General features: G+C 64.1%; 18 protein-coding genes. 8 read left to right on the forward strand and 10 right to left on the reverse strand.

The annotated features are described in order from the left end of the window. Positions 1 to 74 precede the first annotated feature (74 nt). The 3 genes from BLQ76_RS08680 to BLQ76_RS08690 all read left to right on the forward strand — a co-directional run bounded on the left by BLQ76_RS08680 (position 75) and on the right by BLQ76_RS08690 (position 3,263). Positions 75 to 1,043: an L-threonylcarbamoyladenylate synthase gene (locus tag BLQ76_RS08680; protein WP_090671965.1), complete on the forward strand. Its 969-nt coding sequence runs from the start codon at positions 75 to 77 to the stop codon at positions 1,041 to 1,043. A 37-nt stretch (positions 1,044 to 1,080) separates the two neighbouring features. Continuing rightward, positions 1,081 to 2,511 carry an FAD-binding oxidoreductase gene (locus BLQ76_RS08685; protein ID WP_090671968.1) on the forward strand — a complete coding sequence of 477 codons (1,431 nt, stop codon included), beginning with the start codon at positions 1,081 to 1,083 and terminating at the stop codon, positions 2,509 to 2,511. A 176-nt stretch (positions 2,512 to 2,687) separates the two neighbouring features. Next, complete coding sequence (locus tag BLQ76_RS08690) at positions 2,688 to 3,263, forward strand: DUF6101 family protein (RefSeq protein WP_090671972.1); 576 nt, start codon at positions 2,688 to 2,690, stop codon at positions 3,261 to 3,263. 6 nt (positions 3,264 to 3,269) lie between these two features. Here BLQ76_RS08690 and ubiA read toward each other — a convergent pair whose 3' ends face one another. Beyond that, positions 3,270 to 4,265, reverse strand: coding sequence for a 4-hydroxybenzoate octaprenyltransferase (gene ubiA / locus BLQ76_RS08695; protein ID WP_090671976.1), 996 nt, complete (start codon positions 4,263 to 4,265; stop codon positions 3,270 to 3,272). A gap of 133 nt (positions 4,266 to 4,398) precedes the next feature. On the opposite strand from ubiA, the gene purD reads away from it, so the two are divergent. From purD to BLQ76_RS08715, 4 genes are all read left to right on the forward strand, one after another. Continuing rightward, positions 4,399 to 5,649 (forward strand): phosphoribosylamine--glycine ligase, encoded by a 1,251-nt coding sequence (gene purD / locus BLQ76_RS08700; protein WP_090671979.1) that lies wholly within the window; start codon positions 4,399 to 4,401, stop codon positions 5,647 to 5,649. Between the two features lie 84 nt (positions 5,650 to 5,733). Beyond that, positions 5,734 to 7,989, forward strand: a complete 2,256-nt coding sequence (locus BLQ76_RS08705) for an acyl-CoA dehydrogenase (protein WP_090671982.1) — start codon at positions 5,734 to 5,736, stop codon at positions 7,987 to 7,989. A 76-nt stretch (positions 7,990 to 8,065) separates the two neighbouring features. Next, on the forward strand, positions 8,066 to 9,856 hold the full coding sequence (locus BLQ76_RS08710) for an acyl-CoA dehydrogenase family protein (RefSeq protein WP_090671985.1): 1,791 nt from the start codon (positions 8,066 to 8,068) through the stop codon (positions 9,854 to 9,856). Further along, positions 9,856 to 10,599, forward strand: a complete 744-nt coding sequence (locus tag BLQ76_RS08715) for a crotonase/enoyl-CoA hydratase family protein (protein WP_090671990.1) — start codon at positions 9,856 to 9,858, stop codon at positions 10,597 to 10,599. The genes BLQ76_RS08710 and BLQ76_RS08715 overlap by 1 nt, the downstream gene beginning before the upstream one ends. Here the strand turns inward: BLQ76_RS08715 and BLQ76_RS08720 are convergent. The 7 genes from BLQ76_RS08720 to aroC form a co-directional block, all read right to left on the reverse strand. Next, complete coding sequence (locus tag BLQ76_RS08720; protein WP_090671993.1) at positions 10,558 to 11,214, reverse strand: DedA family protein; 657 nt, start codon at positions 11,212 to 11,214, stop codon at positions 10,558 to 10,560. The two genes, BLQ76_RS08715 and BLQ76_RS08720, sit on opposite strands and share 42 nt — an antisense overlap. 8 nt (positions 11,215 to 11,222) lie before the next feature. Further along, on the reverse strand, positions 11,223 to 12,449 hold the full coding sequence (locus BLQ76_RS08725; RefSeq protein WP_090671995.1) for a class I SAM-dependent RNA methyltransferase: 1,227 nt from the start codon (positions 12,447 to 12,449) through the stop codon (positions 11,223 to 11,225). After that, positions 12,446 to 13,207, reverse strand: coding sequence for a TlyA family RNA methyltransferase (locus tag BLQ76_RS08730; protein WP_090671998.1), 762 nt, complete (start codon positions 13,205 to 13,207; stop codon positions 12,446 to 12,448). The genes BLQ76_RS08725 and BLQ76_RS08730 overlap by 4 nt, the downstream gene beginning before the upstream one ends. Continuing rightward, the gene (dxs, locus tag BLQ76_RS08735; protein WP_090672002.1) at positions 13,204 to 15,111 is read right to left on the reverse strand and encodes a 1-deoxy-D-xylulose-5-phosphate synthase; all 1,908 of its coding nucleotides are present in this window, start codon (positions 15,109 to 15,111) and stop codon (positions 13,204 to 13,206) included. The genes BLQ76_RS08730 and dxs overlap by 4 nt, the downstream gene beginning before the upstream one ends. 112 nt (positions 15,112 to 15,223) lie before the next feature. Beyond that, complete coding sequence (locus BLQ76_RS08740) at positions 15,224 to 15,493, reverse strand: exodeoxyribonuclease VII small subunit (RefSeq protein ID WP_062011279.1); 270 nt, start codon at positions 15,491 to 15,493, stop codon at positions 15,224 to 15,226. Between the two features lie 19 nt (positions 15,494 to 15,512). Continuing rightward, positions 15,513 to 16,439, reverse strand: a complete 927-nt coding sequence (locus tag BLQ76_RS08745) for a histone deacetylase family protein (RefSeq protein ID WP_090672005.1) — start codon at positions 16,437 to 16,439, stop codon at positions 15,513 to 15,515. Positions 16,440 to 16,482: 43 nt separating this feature from the next. After that, complete coding sequence (aroC, locus tag BLQ76_RS08750) at positions 16,483 to 17,577, reverse strand: chorismate synthase (protein ID WP_090672008.1); 1,095 nt, start codon at positions 17,575 to 17,577, stop codon at positions 16,483 to 16,485. A 156-nt stretch (positions 17,578 to 17,733) separates the two neighbouring features. Here aroC and BLQ76_RS08755 point away from each other — a divergent pair, with 156 nt between their 5' ends. Next, positions 17,734 to 17,949: a DUF1344 domain-containing protein gene (locus BLQ76_RS08755; protein ID WP_090672011.1), complete on the forward strand. Its 216-nt coding sequence runs from the start codon at positions 17,734 to 17,736 to the stop codon at positions 17,947 to 17,949. Between the two features lie 15 nt (positions 17,950 to 17,964). On the opposite strand, the gene BLQ76_RS08760 is transcribed toward BLQ76_RS08755, so the two are convergent. Together BLQ76_RS08760 and fabI are read right to left on the reverse strand one after the other, a co-directional pair. Further along, the gene (locus BLQ76_RS08760; RefSeq protein WP_090672013.1) at positions 17,965 to 18,564 is read right to left on the reverse strand and encodes a histidine phosphatase family protein; all 600 of its coding nucleotides are present in this window, start codon (positions 18,562 to 18,564) and stop codon (positions 17,965 to 17,967) included. A 10-nt stretch (positions 18,565 to 18,574) separates the two neighbouring features. Further along, positions 18,575 to 19,393, reverse strand: a complete 819-nt coding sequence (fabI, locus tag BLQ76_RS08765) for an enoyl-ACP reductase FabI (RefSeq protein ID WP_090672015.1) — start codon at positions 19,391 to 19,393, stop codon at positions 18,575 to 18,577. Between the last annotated feature and the right edge of the window lie 111 nt (positions 19,394 to 19,504).

Consider the following 19,504-nt stretch of genomic DNA (forward strand, 5'->3'; position numbering starts at 1 on the left):
ATCGCACATGAGTCTCTCACGTCGTCGCTGTCGCGAAGCTTTCGCCTCGACAACGGTCGTCCTATGAACCGCCGGTGACCCAGACCACCCGACGCCTACCGCTCGACGAGCCCGGAGCTTTGGATGAAGCCGTCCGCATCTTGCGCGGTGGCGGCCTCGTCGCGGCACACACGGAAACGGTCTACGGACTCTGCGGAGACGCGACCAACGGCGAGGCCGTTGCCGGCATCTTCGAGGCAAAGGGCCGCCCCAGCTTCAACCCGCTGATCTGTCATGTGGCGTCGTTGGAGATGGCGGGGCGCATCGCCGTCTTGTCGCCTGAGGCTCTCATATTGGCCGAGCGTTTCTGGCCGGGTCCGCTGACGCTCGTTCTGCCGATGCGTCCGGAGGCGTCGCTGCACCCGCTTGTCACCGCCGGACTGCCGACCGTCGCGGTTCGCGTTCCGCGTGGGCCGTTGCGCGAACTGGCGGACCGGATGGACCGACCTATCGCGGCACCCAGTGCGAACCGATCCGGTCGTATCAGTCCAACGACGGCGGAGCATGTTCTCCGCACGCTCGATTCGCGTATCGCGCTCGTTCTCGACGGCGGGGCGACGTCTCATGGGTTGGAGTCCGCGATTGTCGGCTTCGGACCTGAAGGGCCGGTGCTGTTGCGGCCGGGTCCGATCGAGGTCGAGAAATTGAGCGCCGTTTTGGGCTGCGAGATCCGGGGGCGAGTTTCGAACGCCGTTCTCAATGCACCGGGACAGATGACGTCGCACTATGCGCCACATGGCGCAGTGCGACTCGACGCCGAGCGACCGCAGAGCGACGAGTGTTGGATCGGCTTCGGCCCCGATCCCGTCGAGGCTGCGGCCTGCGCCAGCGCGACGAATCTGAGCCCGCGTGGTGACCTTCGCGAGGCAGCCGCCAACCTGTTCGCCGCATTGAATCGCTTCGACGACCCGGACATCCCGCGCATCGCGGTCGCCTCCATTCCGCATGTCGGTCTCGGCCATGCCATCAACGATCGCCTGCGCCGAGCGGCGGCGGATCGCTGATCTCGACCGCATCGCGGTTCCATTCTAACGTCCGGGCATGGACACGATCGCTCCCACACCGCTTACCGACGACCTCCGCACCCGCTTTGCTGCACTGCTGCCCGCGGGACGTGCGTTAACCGAAGCGGAGGCGATTGCACCCTATCTTCGGGAACAGCGCGACCTCTACGAAGGCCGCAGTCGGCTCGTCCTGCGGCCCAGTTCCGTCGATGAGGTCTCCGCGATCCTCAAGCTGGCGAACGAGACACGCACGCCGGTCGTGCCGCAGGGCGGCAATACGGGTCTGGTCGGCGGGCAGGTACCGCGTTCGGAGCAGGAGATCGTGCTTTCGCTCTCGCTGATGAACCGAATTCGGGACGTCGATCCGATCGGACGTACGATGACGGTCGACGCGGGCGTCGTCCTGCAACGCGTTCAGGAGGCGGCCGATGAGGCGAACCTGTTTTTTCCGTTGTCCCTGGGCTCCGAGGGGTCCTGCCAAATCGGCGGCAATTTGTCGTCGAACGCGGGTGGCACAGGCGTACTGGCCTACGGTAACAGCCGCGATCTTTGCCTCGGCCTCGAGGCGGTTTTGCCGGGCGGCGCGATCTTCCATGGTCTGCGGCGGCTGAAGAAGGATAATCGCGGCTACGACATACGTGACCTCTTGATCGGTGCTGAAGGCACGCTTGGCGTCATCACCGGCGCGGTTCTGAAGCTCTTCCCAAAACCGGCTGCGCGCGAGGTCGCCTATGTCGGTCTGGAAACGCCGGAGCACGCGATTCAGCTCCTACGCCGAGCAGAAGCGATCGCGGGCTCGCAGCTGACCGCCTTCGAGCTCATGCCGAGGATCGGCATCGAGTTCACCGTCCGTCACACGCAGGGTGCGCGCGACCCGCTTGCGTCTCCTCATGCCTGGTATGTGCTTCTCGAAATTTCGTCGGCGCGCTCGGAAGACGACGCACGCTCCGTGCTGGAGCATACGCTGGAAGGCGCCTTCGAGGCCGGCGAGGTCCAGGATGCGGCGATTGCTCAATCCTTGTCCGACGCCCGCATGTTCTGGCGCATGCGAGAGGAGATGAGCTGGGCGCAGAAGCCGGAAGGCGGATCCATCAAGCACGACGTATCCGTGCCGGTCGCTCTGGTTCCCGAGTTCCTCCGGCGCGCCGACGAAGCCGTGCTCGAGGCGATCCCGGATGCTCGCATCGTGTCGTTCGGCCATCTTGGGGACGGTAACATCCACTACAACATCTCGCAGCCGGTCGGCGCAGACACTCAGGTCTTTCTCGGGCGCTGGCACGAGATCAATCGCCTAGTGCACGCGATCGTCGCCGACTTGAACGGTAGCTTCGCCGCCGAACACGGCATCGGGCAGCTCAAACGCATCGAACTCGCCGAAACGAAGCCGCCCATGGAGATGGACCTGATGCGAGGCATTAAGACGGTGTTTGACCCTTATGGGATCATGAACCCCGGCAAGCTTCTTTAAAGTTTTGTTCTAAGTTACAAATCGAAAACCCTGTTTCAGGTCACAACACCTTAACTGCGTTCCTTAGGCGCCGGGCAATATGGCGCGATTAGTCTTCCAGTATCAAAGGCCGGGACACATCGGCCCCCAGTCGGATCGGTCAGGTCCGGCGAACAGGAAGGCAAAGAGGAACCGCGATGACCGTCCTCAAGAACCCCCAGGCCGCGAAGCCCGAATGGGCCAACGACCCCATCCGCCTCGATCCGGCTCTGGCCGACCGCAAGCAGACGTTGGAGATGCTGGATGGGGGCGAGGTCGTCTCCTACCGTGTCGACCGACGTGGCGCTGTCGTCCGCCGCAAGCTCGAACAAAGCGGCATTCCTGTCGCAGTGGCCCTCTCGCCGCGCGCCTTCAAGGGGGTCGCTGCCCGGGCGATGGAAGATGGCGACGGCCGTGTGACCGTGACGCTCGAACTGCATCACGAGAACCCGAAGCTTTCGGTACCGCTTCTGGTGGCGAGCGATCTGTATGATGTCGCAGCCGACTGGCGGGGCTGGGCCGAGATGTTCGCCTTGCCGATGCTGATGGTCGAGGCGGATGGCTCGGTCACCGCGCTGGAGGAGAGCTTTGGTCAGCTCCGTACAGGCAACGCGAACCGTCGACGCGGGAACAGCCATCGCGGCCGTCGTCCGCGCTTTCTCGCGCGCCGCAAGCCTGGCGGTCTGGGTATGCGTCTGATCGTTTCGGGCGAGGAGATCATCGCCCGCAACTGAACCGGGTCAGGCCGGGAAGGACAGCGTCCAAAGGCCCGAGAAGAGCAGGCCGAGGAAGACGATCCAGCCGAAGAGTGAATTCGACTTGAAGAGTTTCAGGCATTCCTCGCCGTTCTCGATGTCGAGCGTCCAGATCTGCCAGACCATCTGGGCACCGCCGACGATCAGGGCAGCATAGGCTGGCCAAGCCGGGCCTGTGGCACCTGTGCCGGTCGCGATGAAGGCTAGACAAAAGAACAGGAGTGTCAGGCCGTACAGGACGACGAGGGCCCGGCGCGTATGGTTGCCGAACAGGCGGGCCGTGGAACGCACCCCGACAAGGGCGTCGTCTTCCCGGTCCTGATGCGCATAGATCGTATCGTAACCGACCGTCCACGCTACGGATCCCGCGTAGAGCAGGATGGGCGCTGCATCGAGCGTACCCCAGTAGGCCGCCCAGCCCATGAGGGCGCCCCAAGAGAAGGCGAAGCCCAGGCCGAGCTGCGGCCAGTCCGTAAAACGCTTCAGGAACGGATAGAGCGCGACGACGGCAAGCGATGCAATCCCGAGCAGCACGGCGAACAGGTTAAATTGGATCAGGACGAAGAAACCGACCAGAGCCTGACAGACAAGGAACACCTTGGCTTGAAACGGGGTGACGCGACCGGAGGGCAACGGGCGAGAGCGCGTTCGGGCCACTCGATCGTCGATGTCCCGGTCCACAAGATCGTTGTACGTGCAGCCCGCGCCCCGCATCGCAATCGAGCCGATCACGAACAGGGCCATGTGCCAGATGTCGGGCAGACCCGTATGGACCGCCGAAGGAGCCGCCCATTGCGGCGCCAGGGCCGCAGACCAAAGGCAGGGCCATAGTAGAAGCTGCCAGCCGATCGGTCGATCCCAGCGTGCCAGCTGGGCAAATGGCCACAATCTCCGCGGCAGTATGCGGTAGGACCAGTTGTCGGACGGTGCGTCGGCAACGCGATCCGTTGCGGTCCAGGACGAGGGGTCGGGGCGCGGCATTGCGTTTGTTGAGCGTGCGCCGTGCATGGCGTCAAGTCGTATCGCGTCCGATCCTGCACTTGACCGGCGGATCGCCATCCCACAAAGCCGCAGAAGGTCGCGTCGCGGCCGGCAGGCAATGGTGGAGTATCCCATGGCGACCGATGTTCTCTTGATCGGTTCGGGCGGACGTGAGCACGCGTTGGCCTGGAAGCTGGCGCAGTCCCCGGAGCTCGGTCGCCTTTATGCTGCGCCGGGCAATCCCGGCATCGCGCAACACGCCGAAGTCGTTTCCCTCGACGTGACGGACCATGCGGCCGTGATCAGGTTCTGCGAAACCGCTCGGATCGGGCTCGTCGTCGTCGGACCGGAGGTTCCGCTGGTTGCGGGTCTCGCGGACGCGTTGCGCGCGTCAGACGTTGTGGTCTTCGGCCCCTCTGCCGCGGCTGCGCGCCTGGAGGGATCGAAGGGATTCACCAAGGACCTTTGCACCCGCCAGTCCATACCGACGGCCCGTTATCGGCGCTTCACGGATGCTGTCGCCGCGCGCGACTACGTGAGGGAACAGGGAGCACCAATCGTCATCAAGGCGGACGGACTCGCGGCCGGGAAGGGGGTGACGGTCGCTCAGCACGTCGACGAGGCGCTCGCCGCCGTCGACGCATGCTTTGCCGATGGCGTGGGCGCCGAGGTCGTCGTCGAGGAGTGCATGACCGGCCCCGAAGTGTCGCTTTTCTGTCTCTGCGATGGCGAACGCGCGATACCGTTTGGGACCGCGCAAGACCACAAGCGGGCATTCGATGGGGATCAGGGACCCAACACCGGTGGCATGGGCGCCTTTTCGCCATCGCCTCTGATGGACGATGCGTTGCTGGAGCGCGTCATGCGCGAGATCATTCGCCCGACGCTCGCGGACATGCGCGAGATGGGATCACCCTTCGCCGGCGTCCTTTATGCCGGTCTCATGTTGACGCCCGAGGGGCCCAAACTCGTGGAGTACAACGTTCGTTTCGGCGATCCTGAATGCCAGGTCCTCATGCCCCGGTTGGCGAGTGACCTCCTGCCGATTCTCCGAGCGGCGGCGGAAGGGGCGCTCGACGGCGTGGATGTCCAGTGGACGGACAATGCTGCGGTGACTGTGGTGCTCGCGTCGCGTGGGTATCCCGGCGGTTTCGAAAGCGGCACCGTGGTGCGCGTTGCATCCGGCGACCTTCCCGGAACGATTCTGTTCCATGCCGGCACGCGACTGGTCGACGACGAACTGCTAGCCGTCGGCGGACGGGTGCTGGCTGCAACCGGCGTCGCCGCCACGATCCCCGCTGCCGCAGGGCGAGCCTACGAACTGGCGGCCAGCGTCGAATGGCCGAACGGCTTCTACCGTCGCGACATCGCAGCGAGCGTTTGAGAGGCGCGGCGATCACGAAGCCTTTGAATGGGAAGGGCAGGCGATCGCGTTAGATATGGTTCGTGACTGTCTGGGAGTACCGTCATGTCGTTTCGCCGGGATCGCCTGACCCGACCCATCTATCGTTGGGCCAAATCCGTTCTGCCCGCCATATCGGCGACCGAGGCGAAGGCCATCGAGGCCGGCACAGTGTGGTGGGACGGTGAACTTTTCAGCGGGCAACCGGACTGGGCGAAACTCATCGCGATGCCCGAGGCGACCCTGACCGAGGACGAGCGCGCGTTCCTCGATGGTCCGACGGAAGAGTTCTGCCGGTTGGTCGACGACTGGAAGATGACGTGGCACGACCGTGACCTCTCGGCCGATGCCTGGGCCTATCTGAAGGAGCATCGCTTCTTCGGTATGGTGATCCCCAAGGCGTATGGGGGGCTCGGCTTCTCCAATGCCGCCCACTCCGAGGTGGTGCGCAAGATCTCGTCGGCCAGCGTCGCGGCAGGGGTGACCGTCATGGTTCCCAACTCGTTGGGGCCTGGCGAACTGATGCTGCACTTCGGCACCGAGGAGCAACGACAACATTGGTTGCCGAGGCTGGCGGATGGCCGAGAGATCCCATGTTTTGCGCTGACCTCGCTCGAGGCCGGTTCGGATGCCGGCGCTATGACCGACCGGGGAACGGTCGTCTGGGGAGAGCATGAAGGCCGGCGGACGCTCGGCATCCGGCTGACCTTCTCCAAGCGCTACATCACGCTGGCCCCGGTCGCGACCGTCATGGGATTGGCCTTCAAGCTGTTCGACCCGGACCGTCTGCTGGGTGGCGCAGCCGAGCGCGGTATCACGGTCGCGCTCGTTTCCATGTCGACACCGGGCGTCCGGCGCGGCCCACGCCACATCGCGCAGTTCACCTTCTTCCAGAACGGTCCGGTCGAGGGAGAGGACGTCTTCATCCCGCTCGCATGGGTGCTGGGGGGGCAGGAGCGGATCGGCGAGGGCTGGTCGATGCTGATGACCGCATTGGCGTCGGGTCGCGGCATCTCGCTTCCGTCCCAGGCAGCGGCGGCTGCCGCGTATTCTGCGCGCGTGACAGGTGCTTACGCGCGCGTGCGAACGCAATTCGGCATCTCTATCGGTCAGTTCGAAGGCATTCAGGAAGCGCTGGCGGAACTGGCTGCCAATGCCTACCAGATCGACGCGGCTCGGCGTCTGACCGTTGCGGCGCTGGACGAGGGGCACCGCCCCTCGGTCATTTCCGCCATCATGAAAAGCAATGCGACGGAGCGTATGCGTGGGTCCGTCAACCTCTCGATGGATGTTCTCGGCGGCAAGGCCGTAATCGACGGCCCGTCCAACCCGATCGCCGGGCACTACCGCGCGATACCCATCGGCATTACCGTCGAGGGGGCCAATATCCTGACCCGAAACCTGATGATCTTCGGGCAGGGCGTCATCCGCGCTCATCCCTATATGCTGCGCGAGATGCAGGCACTCGCAGACCCCGATGAGCAACGCGGACTGGATGCCTTCGACCGGGCCTTCTGGCCCCATATCGGACATGCCCTCGGCGTCGGCGTGCTGACCCTGCTGACGGGATGGACCGGCGGCTTGGCGGCACCGAGACCGGAGGGCGCGGCCTTCTCCAGCCACTGGCGGCAGATGTCGCGGTTTTGCGCGGCGTTCGCATTCCTGACCGACCTCTGCCTGGTCACGATGGGCGGAACGTTGAAGCGCCGCGAACTCATCTCCGCACGTATGGGCGACGTTCTGTCCGAACTCTATCTCCTGGGCGCGACGTTGCGACGCTTCGAGAAGGATGGTCGACCCGAAGCCGACCGTCCGTTGATCGAGTACGTGATGCAGCGCGGGTTCAATCGCATCGGCCATGCCTTCAACGGTGCCATCAGCAACCTGCCGTCACGCTGGGCTGCGATGCTGGCACGTGTCGTCACCTTTCCGCTCGGTGTGCCGATGCGGGCGCCATCCGACGACCTGGTTCGCGAGGTTGCCCTGATCCTCCTAGAGCCGTCCTCCCAGCGCGATCGCATTCTGCCGGACCTGTATCTGGGAGCCGGCCGACCCGATCACCCCGTCGCTCTGCTGGAGGAAGCGTTGGAACTCGTTGCCGATGCGGCCGTGATCGATCGCCGCCTGAAACAAACTGGCCAAAGCCTCGAGGCAGCACGAGAGGCCGGGATCATCGACGAGAGGGACATCGCGAAACTTGCCCGGCGCGACGATGCCGTCCGCCGCGTTCTCGCGGTCGATGCCTTCGATCCGGCTGACGTTTCCGCCCTTTTCGCACAGCATCGCGGTGTAAGCGACGACCGAAAGGAGGCGGCGGAGTAGCCGCACGGACTTTGACGTTTACGTCAAAATCCTCTACCTCCTGACCCGATCATACGATCGCGGGGAGGACGCAGCGATGTACCGAGCACCGGTCGCAGATATCAGGCATTCGCTGCTACACGCTGCCGATCTGGGCAAGGCGATCGAGAACGGTCGAGCAGGCGATCTGACGATAGATCTTCTGGATGCGATCCTTGCGGAAGCGGCACGGTTCGCCGAGGGCGAGATCGTACCGCTCTCATATCCCGGCGAGACGAGCGGTGCTCTGTTCGAGCGCGGTCGCGTGACGATGCCGGATGGCTGGCGGGATCTCTACACGCGTTGGCGCGAGAACGGCTGGAACGCACTGACCGGTCCGGTCAAATATGGCGGGCAGGAGCTTCCGACCTCGTTGTCCGCTGCCGTCTGCGAGATGTGGAACGGCGCGTCGATGGCGTTCGGCATCGGACAGACCCTGACGATCGGAGCGGTCGACGCCATCTCTGCGCACGGATCGCAAGCGTTGAAGGACATTTACCTCTCGAAGCTTGTCAGCGGCGAGTGGATGGGCACGATGAACCTTACCGAGCCGCAGGCGGGATCCGATCTGTCGGACCTGCGCACGCGAGCGGAGCGTCGCGGCGACGGCATCTATCGGATCTTCGGACAGAAGATCTACATCACGTTCGGCGAGCACGACCTGACCGACAACATCGTCCATCTCGTGCTTGCACGCTTGCCGGATGCGCCGGCAGGTGTGAAGGGCATATCGCTATTCCTCGTGCCGAAGTTCTTGCCGGACGAGGAGGGCAGACCGGGGCGTCGTAACGACGTCGTGTGTCACGCCATCGAACACAAGCTTGGCATCCATGCCTCGCCGACCTGCACGATGATCTATGGCGACGGCGTTGGTGAAACGGGAGAGCCGGGTGCCATCGGCTGGCTCATCGGCGAGGAGAATCGCGGTCTCGCCTGCATGTTCACCATGATGAACTCCGCGCGGCTCTATGTGGGCGTGCAGGGCCTGGGCGTGGCCGAAGCTGCCTTTCAGAAAGCGCTCGATTACGCACGCGAGCGTCGTCAGGGTCGATCGACGCTTCTAGCCAAGGATCGCGCCGAGCCGAATGCGTCGGCGCAGGTTCCGATCATCGAACACCCTGACGTGGCTTTGATGCTGTTGCGCATGAAGGTCCTGGTCGGCGCGGCACGGGCCATCGTGCACAACTGCGCGCACGCGCTCGATCGCGCCGAGACGGATGAGAACGAACGCTGGTGGTCCGAGCGGGCCAACCTGCTGACGCCTCTCGCGAAGTCCTTCCCGACCGATATCGGCGTCGAGGTCGCCTCGCTCGGTATCCAGGTACATGGAGGAATGGGTTACGTCGAGGAGACGGGCGCCGCCCGACTTCTGCGTGACGCACGAATCGCGCCGATCTACGAGGGGACCAACGGCATTCAGGCGATCGATCTTGTTTCCCGGAAGCTTCCGCTTTCGAACGGTGACGCGTTGCGAGACTACCTTGCCGAACTTGACGCCATCGCAGAGCAAGTTGCGGCGTCGAACCGTGAGGCGTTCGGCGAGACTGCGGCCCGCCTTCGCGAGGCGTTGCAGGGATTGAAGGAAACCAGCGAACACCTGATGAATCTGGTGCGGAGCGGCGCGCTATCGCAGGCTCTGTCCGGCGCAACATCCTATCAGCGCCAGTTCGCGTTGACGGCCGGCGCCTGCTACCTGACCAAGGCTGCTCTTGCGGACGCTGCATCCGATACGCGTGCGACTTTGGCACGATTCATGGCCGACAACGTCCTGCCGGAGACGGAGGCGCTGCGGCGGCAGGTTCTCGGCGGCAGCGAGAGCCTCGTTGCGGCTCGCGAAGCGCTGAATTGATGTCGGGGGCTTCGCCCGAAAACATCGGGGTCGTGCAACAGGGCTCGGTTCTGACGATCCGCCTGCAGCGACCCGAAAAGAAGAATGCCATCGACCGCGCGATGTACGCCGCCATGACCCGTTGCCTGCGCGCGGCGACGGCAGACGACACGGTTCGCTGCGTGCGGTTTGCCGGGGGGCCAGGATCGTTCTCGGCGGGCAATGACATCGCCGACTTCCTGGGGGTTGGCGAGGCCGGTACGCTCGATGAAGTGCAGGCTTTTCTCGATACGGTCGTCGACTTCCCGAAACCAATCGTAGCGGCAGTCGATGGCATCGCCATCGGCATCGGCACGACGCTGTTGTTTCATTGCGATCAGGTCGTCGCGTCGCCACGCTCCGTCTTCCGCACGCCCTTTTCGGATCTCGGGCTCGTACCGGAAGCGGGTTCCAGCCTGCTCGCGCCTCGTTTGATGGGCGAGCGTGAGGCCTTCGCTCTCCTTGCCATGGGCGAGACCTTCGATGCGAACCGTGCCCTACGGACCGGCATCGTCACCCAACTGGCCGATGATGTCGATGGCGCATCGCTGCACGTCGCCGAGCAATTGGCCGGCAAGCCATCAGAGGCGCTGGCCATCACTCGAACGCTGCTACGCCCGGATCGCGAACAGTTGCGGGAGCGTATCGGAGTCGAGTCGCGCTTCTTCGCCGAATGCCTGCGCTCACCGGAGGCTCGGACCGCCTTCGCCGCCTTCCTCAGATAAAGGTAGTTCGCCCTCGTCGGGAAGGTTCTTCAGGCCGCGCCGAAAGCGAAGGATGGTAGCGACCGTCAGACCGAGAAAGACGACTGCGAGTGCCACGTAGGCCCACGGGTTCCCATGCAGCAGACGGTCGACCTGATTGCCGAACAGGTAGGCACCATAGGTGTAGGTGCCTGACCAGAGCGCGGCACCGAGGGCGTTGAAGAACAGGAATCGCCACCACGGGAACCGAAGTGTCCCGGCCGCGGCTCCGCACAATTGTCGCAGGATCAGGATGAACCGAGCGACCAGCACGATGGGCGGACCCCAGCGCCGGAACTCGCGTTCCACATAGGCATACTTGGCCGGCGTGATACCCAGCCGGCGACCATATCTGAGAATGAAACGATGACCGAAGCGATGCCCGAGGTAGTAACCGCAGTTGTCGCCTAGGGTGCCCGCGATCCAGGACGCCAGAAAGATCAGATGCACGTCCAGCTGACCGTGGCCTGCCATGATGCCGGCCGCAATCAGGATGCTTTCCCCGGGAAAGGGCAGGCCCGTCGATTCCAGGAAGATGGAAACGAAGACGAGACCGTAGCCGTACTGTTGCAGGAAGCCGATGAGCTGTTCGGTCACACGTGACCTCAGCGTTCAAATAGCGCGACGACCTCGACGTGGTGCGTCCATAGGAACTGATCGATCGGTACGATACGCTTGAGCCGATAGCCGCCGTCGATCAGCAGGCGGGCGTCGCGCGCCAGCGTCGTCGGGTTGCAGGATACGGCCGCGACGAGCGGGACCTCGGATTGACTGAGTTCGCGCGATACCGCCTCGGCCCCGGCGCGCGGAGGATCGAATACGACACCACCGAAGCGGTTCAGTTCCCTGATCGTCAGCGGCCGCCGGAAGAGATCGCGCCTCTCAATCGTAATCGCCTTCAATCCCTGCGGTGTTCTTTGAGCGCGATCGAGGCTGGTGAGCGCAGCAGCGTCGCTCTCGACAGCGTGGACCGCATGGTCGCGGGCCAGCCGCGCCGCGAAGGTGCCTACACCACTGAAGAGATCCGCGACGGCACGGGCGGGTCGCAGGTGCTCTACAACGAGCCTTGCCATGGCCGCTTCCGATTCCGCCACAGCCTGAAGAAACGCCCCGGGCGGTGGCTCGACAGCAATTCCGTCAAAGAGGATCTGCGGCGGCGCCGATTGAACCGCGATTTCGCCGTCGATCGTGAGGCGTGTCCAGCCGGCTGCGACGGCGTGCTCGATGGCACTCAACCGATTGCGTGCGTTGAGATCGGCGGCGGCCTCGACCGCAACGTCCAAGCCGTTCTCTGCGGCTGTCACCGTCAGCCGTAGTTCTCGCTTGCGGTCGATGAGGATCGGAGCGAGCGTGGCGAGCTCAGGCAAGGCACGGACGATGGCAGGGACGGCGATCAGGCAGGTCTCGATTGGAGCGACACGGTTGCTGTTGGCTTCATGGAAACCGAAGAGCACGCGTGGACCGGCTCGGACCGCCGAGAACACGGCGCGACGCCGTGAGCCCCTTGGGCATCTGACCAGATCTTCGACGTCGAGTGTCAAACCTTCACGGCGAAATGCCGTGACGACACGATCTCGCTTGAAGGCCGCATAGAGGCGGTCATCGGCGTGCTGCAGTTCGCAGCCGCCGCAACGGCCAAAATGGGGGCAGGGCGCGTCTACGCGATCCGGCGACCGCTCGACGAGTTCGACAAGTCGCCCGCGTGAGCCCTTGGTATCCGCCCGAATACGCTCGCCGGGCAGCGTGAGCGGAACATGAACCGGTCCCGCTTCCGTGCGCGCAAACCCGTCGCCCTGTTGGCCGAGCGACTCGATCGTCAGAACTGCACTCAAGGCTTGCGGGCCCGAAGCAGGAACTCCTGGTTGCCGTCACCGCCGGGTAGCGGCGAGGGGATCAGGGCGAGCGAACGCCACGCGGTTTCACGATCGAGCCAATCCGCAAGGCCTTGCGCGACCGTCGGCGCGCTTGCGGGATCGCGAAGCAGACCGCCGCGCCCGATCGCCTCTCGGCCTGCCTCGAACTGCGGCTTGACGAGAATGACGGCATCGGCTCCGGACGCGATGAGGTCGAGTGCCGGCGGTAAGGCCAGCCGAACCGAAATGAAGCTGACGTCACAAACCAGGAGATCGATCACCCGACCATCTAGATGCTCGGCCCGCAACTCGCGGGCGTTCACGCCTTCGAATGCCGTGAGGCGGGGCTCCTCGCGTAGGGATGCGTGAAGCTGGTCACGGCCGACGTCGATGCCCACGACATGGCGCGCACCGCGTCGAAGGAGAAGCTGGGAGAAGCCACCGGTCGACAGGCCGACATCCAGACAATCGCGTCCCGCGGGATCGATGCCGAAGGCGTCGAGGCCGGCGGCCAGCTTCAAAGCCGAGCGGGCTACGAAATCCTGTGCGGGGTCGGTCACCTCGATAGTGGCGTCAATTCGGACCGGCTGGCTCGGTTTCGAGGCGACTTGTCCGTCGATACGAACATGGCCGCGCAGGACGGCGTCGCGCGCCCGCGCGCGCGAGTCGACGACGCCGCGTTCCGCCATCAGAAGGTCGAGGCGTTGACGCTCTCGCGGGGCGTTCGCGGCGCTCATGCCTGCATCACACGTCGAGCGCCGTCGCCGAGTGCGCGGAACACCGTCTCCACGATGCCGGCCTTGTCGATACCCGACGCACGCAACATCGTCTCCGGCGCGGCGTGATCGACGAAGCGATCCGGCATCGTGATGGGGCGAACCTTGAGGCCGCGATCGAGCCAGCCACGACGAGCCAGAAGCTCCAGAACCTGAGCCGCGAAGCCGCCAGAGGCCCCTTCCTCGAGAAGGATCAGCACCTCGTGGTTCTGCGCCAACCGGCGTACGAGATCCTCGTCGAGCGGCTTGGCAAACCGAGCGTCTGCGACCGTCGTAGACAGACCGAACCCTTCGAGATCCTCGGAGGCGCCGATCGCGTCCGCCAGGCGTGCGCCGAACGAGAGAATGGCGACCTTCGTCCCCTCGCGGACGATCCGTCCGCGACCGATCTCCAATGCCTGGCCGCGCTCCGGCAACTCGACGCCCGTCCCGTTGCCGCGCGGATAGCGAAACGAGATCGGGCCATCGTCGTAGATCGCTGCAGTTCGCACCATGTGGCGTAGTTCCGCCTCGTCGGCTGCCGCCATGACGACCATGCCCGGCAGCGGTACGAGAAACCCGGTGTCGAACGATCCGGCATGGGTCGGACCATCCGCGCCGACGAAGCCGGCCCGGTCTATCGCAAAACGGACCGGCAGGTGCTGAATCGCCACGTCATGGACGATCTGATCGTAGGCCCGCTGCAAGAAGGTCGAATAGATCGCAACGAACGGCTTATAGCCCTCGGTCGCCAGACCCGCCGCGAACGTGACGGCATGCTGTTCGGCGATACCGACATCGAAGGTGCGCTTGGGAAACGCTTGGCCGAACAGGTCGAGACCTGTGCCGTCCGGCATCGCAGCGTGAATGGCCACGATGCGTTCGTCCTCGCGGGCCTCCTGCAGGAGCGTTTCGGCGAAGATGCGCGTATAGCTCGGTGCATTCGCCTTCGGCTTCGACTGAGCACCGGTCACGACATCGAACTTCGCAACGCCGTGGTACTTGTCGGCACTGGCCTCGGCAGGCGGGTAGCCCTTGCCCTTCTTGGTCACCACATGAACGAGAACCGGGCCGTCGATCGTGTCCCGTACGTTCTGGAGCACCGGGAGGAGGTGATCCAGATCATGTCCATCGATCGGACCGACGTAGTGGAAACCGAGTTCCTCGAACAAGGTGCCACCGGTCAGAAGTCCACGTGCGAGCTCCTCCGTCCGCCGAGCCCCTTCCTGCAGGAAGGGCGGCAGGTGACGAGCAACGGCCTTCGCGCGGTCGCGCAGACCCTTGTAGGCCTTGCCCGACACCAGGCGCGCGAGATAGGCGCTCATCGCACCGGTCGGCGGGGCAATCGACATGTCGTTGTCGTTGAGGATCACGACCAAGCGAGCGTTCATCGCACCCGCGTTGTTCATCGCCTCGTAGGCCATGCCTGCGCTGATCGCGCCGTCTCCGATTACCGCAACGACGTTGCGCCGGTGTCCGGCCAAGTCGCTGGCGACCGCCATTCCGAGGCCGGCGGAAATCGAGGTCGAAGAATGCCCCGCACCGAACGGATCGTATTCGCTCTCGGTCCGCTTCGCGAAACCGGATAGGCCGTTCTCCTGGCGGACGGTCCGCATCGCATCGCGTCGGCCGGTGAGAATCTTGTGCGGATAGGCTTGATGGCCGACATCCCAGATCAGCCGATCGCGCGGCGTATCGAAGACATGATGAAGGGCGACCGTCAGTTCCACGACGCCGAGACCCGCACCCAGATGACCGCCGGTGCGCGACACCGCATCGATCAGATCGGCACGCAACTCGTTCGCAACTTGCCGGAGATCGCTCTCTGGCAGGCGGCGCAAATCGTCGGGCGACTGGATACGGTCGAGAAGAGGCGTGGACGACACGATAGGGTTGGCTCCGGAAGCGACGAGCTGACCGCGGCCGACAGGCTCTGCCGGATCAAGGCCTTGGGTTAGAAACGTTTCAATCCGACTTGTCCACCAGCCTGCAAACTGGTCACGCCGGATCGAGCGGCTCGGTTCCGCTCGGCTTCCCGGCACGGTTCAGCTTGATCTTCTCAACTTTGTCCTCGGCGGCGGAAAGCAGCCTGTCGCAATGGGACTTCAACTTCTCTCCGCGCTCATAGATGCGGATCGACAGTTCAAGCGGCACGTCGCCGCGTTCCAGATCCGAAACGATCTGCTCCAGAGCTCCAAGCGCTTCTTCGAAGCTCATGCGACGAATATCCGAATCGTCCGCCGGAATGGTCTGCGTAGCATCGGGCATTGCGGAAACTCCTGCGGAATCAGCCGACCATCAGTCGCTGTACGTGCGCGGCAACCGACTGGCCGAGACCGCGCAGGTCGTAGCCGCCTTCGAGAAGGCTGACCAGCCTCCCACCGGCGTGCCGATCGGCCACGTCGAGGAGCTTGCCCGTCGCCCAGTCGTAGTCCGCTTCGATCAGGTTGAGGTTCGCCAGCGGATCGCGGTGATGGGCGTCGAAGCCGGCCGAGATGATCACAAGGTCCGGACGAAACGTCTCGAGCGCCGGAAGCACGACGCTGGTGAACGCATCCCGAAATTCGTCCGATCCGTCGTCGGCTCGCAGCGGAGCGTTGCAGATGTTGCCGACGCCGGTCTCGCTGCGCGCACCGGTGCCGGGGAATAGGGGCATCTCGTGGGTGGAGGCGTAGAACACGCTGGGATCGTCCTGGAAGATGTCCTGCGTTCCGTTGCCGTGATGGACATCCCAATCGATGATCGCGATACGCTCGAGGCCGTGCACGGCCTGTGCGTGCCGGGCCGCAATCGCGGCTTGGTTGAAGAGGCAAAAACCCATCGCCGTGTCTCGTTCGGCGTGATGTCCCGGTGGGCGGGACGCCACGAAGACATTGCGAGCCGCTCCGATGACAACATCATCCACACCGGCGCAGGCCGCGCCGACGGAGTGCAACGCGGCCGAGAAGGACCGGGCACTGATGACCGTGTCTCCGTCGATCCGCGTCAGTCCCTCCTCCGGCGTCGCCTTGGCGATCCGTCGGACGAAGTCTGCAGGATGGCATCGATAGACGGCATCGAGCGATCCTTCCGGCGCGAGGACCCGATCGAGGTTTTGGAAGGCCTCGGCCTCCAACGCGCCAGCGACGGCCGCCATGCGTTCCGGCCGTTCCGGGTGCCCCGGGCCTGTCAGGTGCTCAGCGAAGATCGGGTGGTGATAGAGGCGCGTCAGCATCGATTCTGTCTCGGCGGCTGCCCAAACGGGTCAAGCTCGTGGGTCAGACGCGTCCCGTCTGTCCGCGGTGACGTAGGTAATGATCCGCGATTGCACAGGCCACCATCGCCTCGCCGATCGGCACGGCACGAATGCCGACGCAGGGATCATGACGCCCCTTCGTCATGACATCGACCTCGTTCCCATCGGCATCGACCGATCGGCGCGGGGTCAAAATCGAAGACGTCGGCTTCACGGCAAAGCGGGCGACGATCGGTTGCCCGGTGGCAATCCCGCCGAGGATGCCGCCCGCATGGTTCGACAGGAACTCGGGCCGGCCGTCCGCTCCCGTTCGGATCTCGTCCGCATTCTCCTCACCCGATAACGCGGCTGAGGCAAAACCATCGCCGATTTCGACGCCCTTCACGGCGTTGATCGACATCAGGTTAGCAGCGATGTCCGCGTCGAGCTTGCCATAGAGCGGTGCGCCGAGACCCGCCGGCACGCCTGTCGCTTCGATCTCCACGACGGCGCCGATGGACGAGCCGCGCTTGCGGACGGCATCCAGAAGTTCAGCCCAGTGTTCGGCCGTCCTGGGATCGGGGCAGAAGAAGGGATTACGGCGCGTCTCGTCCCAATCGAACCGCGCTCGATCGATCGCGACGTCGCCAATCTGCACGAGGGCGCCTTGTATGCGGACGCCCGGTACGACTTGACGCGCGATGGCCCCGGCGGCCACACGGGTCGCAGTTTCGCGAGCCGACGAACGCCCGCCACCACGGTAGTCGCGCACGCCGTACTTCATGTCGTAGGTAATGTCGGCATGACCCGGTCGGTAGCGACGAGCGATCTCGGAGTAGTCCTTCGACCTCTGATCGACGTTGCGGATCTCCAATGCGATCGGTGTACCGGTCGCGATCAGCTCGCTCTCGCTCTCACCCGGCATCGTCCCTGACAGAATATGGACTTCGTCCGGTTCCTGCCTTTGCGTCGTATAGCGGGACTGACCAGGACGTCGCTCATCGAGGAAGCGCTGAATGAGCTCGCGGGATAGCCGCGTTCCCGGTGGTGTTCCGTCCACGATGCAGCCGATCGCCGGACCATGACTTTCCCCCCATGTCGTCACGCGAAACAGGTGGCCGAAACTATTGTGCGACATGGCATACGGTCCTGGTGGGCGGGCAGGGGCATGTACGATCCGAGGGCGAACCGGTCAAATACCGATCGGCTTCGCGATTCTTTCGGCTGGTGCCCATCGATCGTCACAATTCGGCGTGAACCTCGCAGCCAACGCCATCAGAGCATGAGATCGCCCATGCCGCGTATCGTCGCTTTCTTTGCCTGCTCCGTGGTCTGCGTCGCGTCGAGCCTTCCCGCCCATGCCGAGGAACGGGCGGGCGTCGTCGAGCAGATCGATGCCGAAAGCGGCACGGTCATGCTAGCGGACGGGACGCGCTATCTCCTTCCGCAAACCCTCGACAGTGCAACGGTGCACCGAGGAATGGAGGTCCATCTCCTGATCGCATCCTGACGGCAGACGGGGTCGTCAGATCCAGTCGTAGCGCCCGCTTTCGAAACGCAGGATGAGGTCTTGCGGTATGCCGACATGCGCCGCGTCGTCGGCTTCCATGCCGCAAAAAGCATGCAGGAACGATCGCATGACGCCTCCATGCGCGACGACGAGCGTCGGGCGGGCGAGCGCTCTGAAAAACGGAACCACACGGTCCGTCAGCATGGCGTAACTTTCCGCGCCGTCGCCTGGCGGTAGGAAGCCCCACTTGTCAGCGTCGCGGCGCTCAACCGCATCACGATCCAGTCGTCTCAGGTCCGGAACGACGAAGCCTTGCCAATCCCCGAAATGGATCTCGCGTAACCGCTCGTCGGTCGCGAAGTCGCTGGTAGGCAGCGCCAATTCGCCGCGAACGATCTGCATCGTCTCGACCGCACGCGACATCGGGCTCGCAACGAAGTCGAGTTGACCGATCTCCTCGGAAGCGAGGTGGTTTCGGAGGACCTGACCGTTGCGTCGAGCCTGCTCGCGACCCCGATCGTTCAGAGGAATGTCGCTCTGACCCTGGAGCCGGCCAACGGCGTTCCAATCCGTCTGCCCGTGACGGCAGAGGTAAAGACGCGTCTTGCTCGGCATGATGGACCCGTCAGTCCTTCACGACCGAGATATCGGGGGCATCGACAGCCTTCATTCCGACAACGTGGTAGCCGGAGTCGGCGTGATGGACCTCGCCCGTAACCGATCGTGACAGATCGGACAGGAGGTACAGTCCGACATCGCCCACCTCCTCGATCGTCACGGTACGCCGCAGAGGCGCGTTGTACTCGTTCCACTTCAGAATGTAGCGAAAGTCGCCGATGCCGCTCGCGGCCAGTGTCTTGATCGGTCCGGCGGAGATCGCGTTCACGCGGATCTTCTTCGGACCTAGGTCAACGGCGAGGTACTTGACGCTCGCCTCGAGTGCCGCCTTCGCAACGCCCATGACGTTGTAGTTCGGCATGACCTTTTCCGCGCCGTAGTAGGTCAGCGTCAGCATCGATCCTCCGTCCGTCATCAGCTTCTCGGCGCGCTGTGCGACCGCGGTGAACGAATAAACGGAAATCAGCATCGTCTTGGTGAAATTGCCCTCGCTCGTGTCGACATATCGACCCGTCAGCTCGTCCTTGTCCGAAAAGCCGATGGCGTGAACGAGGAAGTCGATCTTGCCCCAACGCTCCTCGATGGCCGTGAAACAAGCATCGATCGTCGCCGCGTCGCCGACATCGCAATGACCGCAGACGAATGCACCGAGTTCAGCCGCAAGCGGTTCGACCCGCTTTCGCAGGGCTTCACCTTGATAGGTCAGCGCGATTTCCGCGCCCTGGTCCGCCAGAGCCTTCGCAATTCCGTACGCGATCGAGCGGTTGTTCGCGACGCCCATGATGAGGCCGCGCTTGCCCTTCATGAGGCCAACCGAATCCACCATGAGCTCATTCCTTCCGCCGCTTGGCATCCTTGGATGCGGCGGCGGTATGGCATAGCGAAAGCAGGCCAGCAAGAAGAAGCCGGCTTCGCAGACGGGCGATCGGGGTTGGTA

It is taken from the genome of Aureimonas jatrophae, assembly GCF_900104035.1.
In the GTDB taxonomy this organism is placed as follows: Bacteria; Pseudomonadota; Alphaproteobacteria; order Rhizobiales; family Rhizobiaceae; genus Aureimonas; species Aureimonas jatrophae.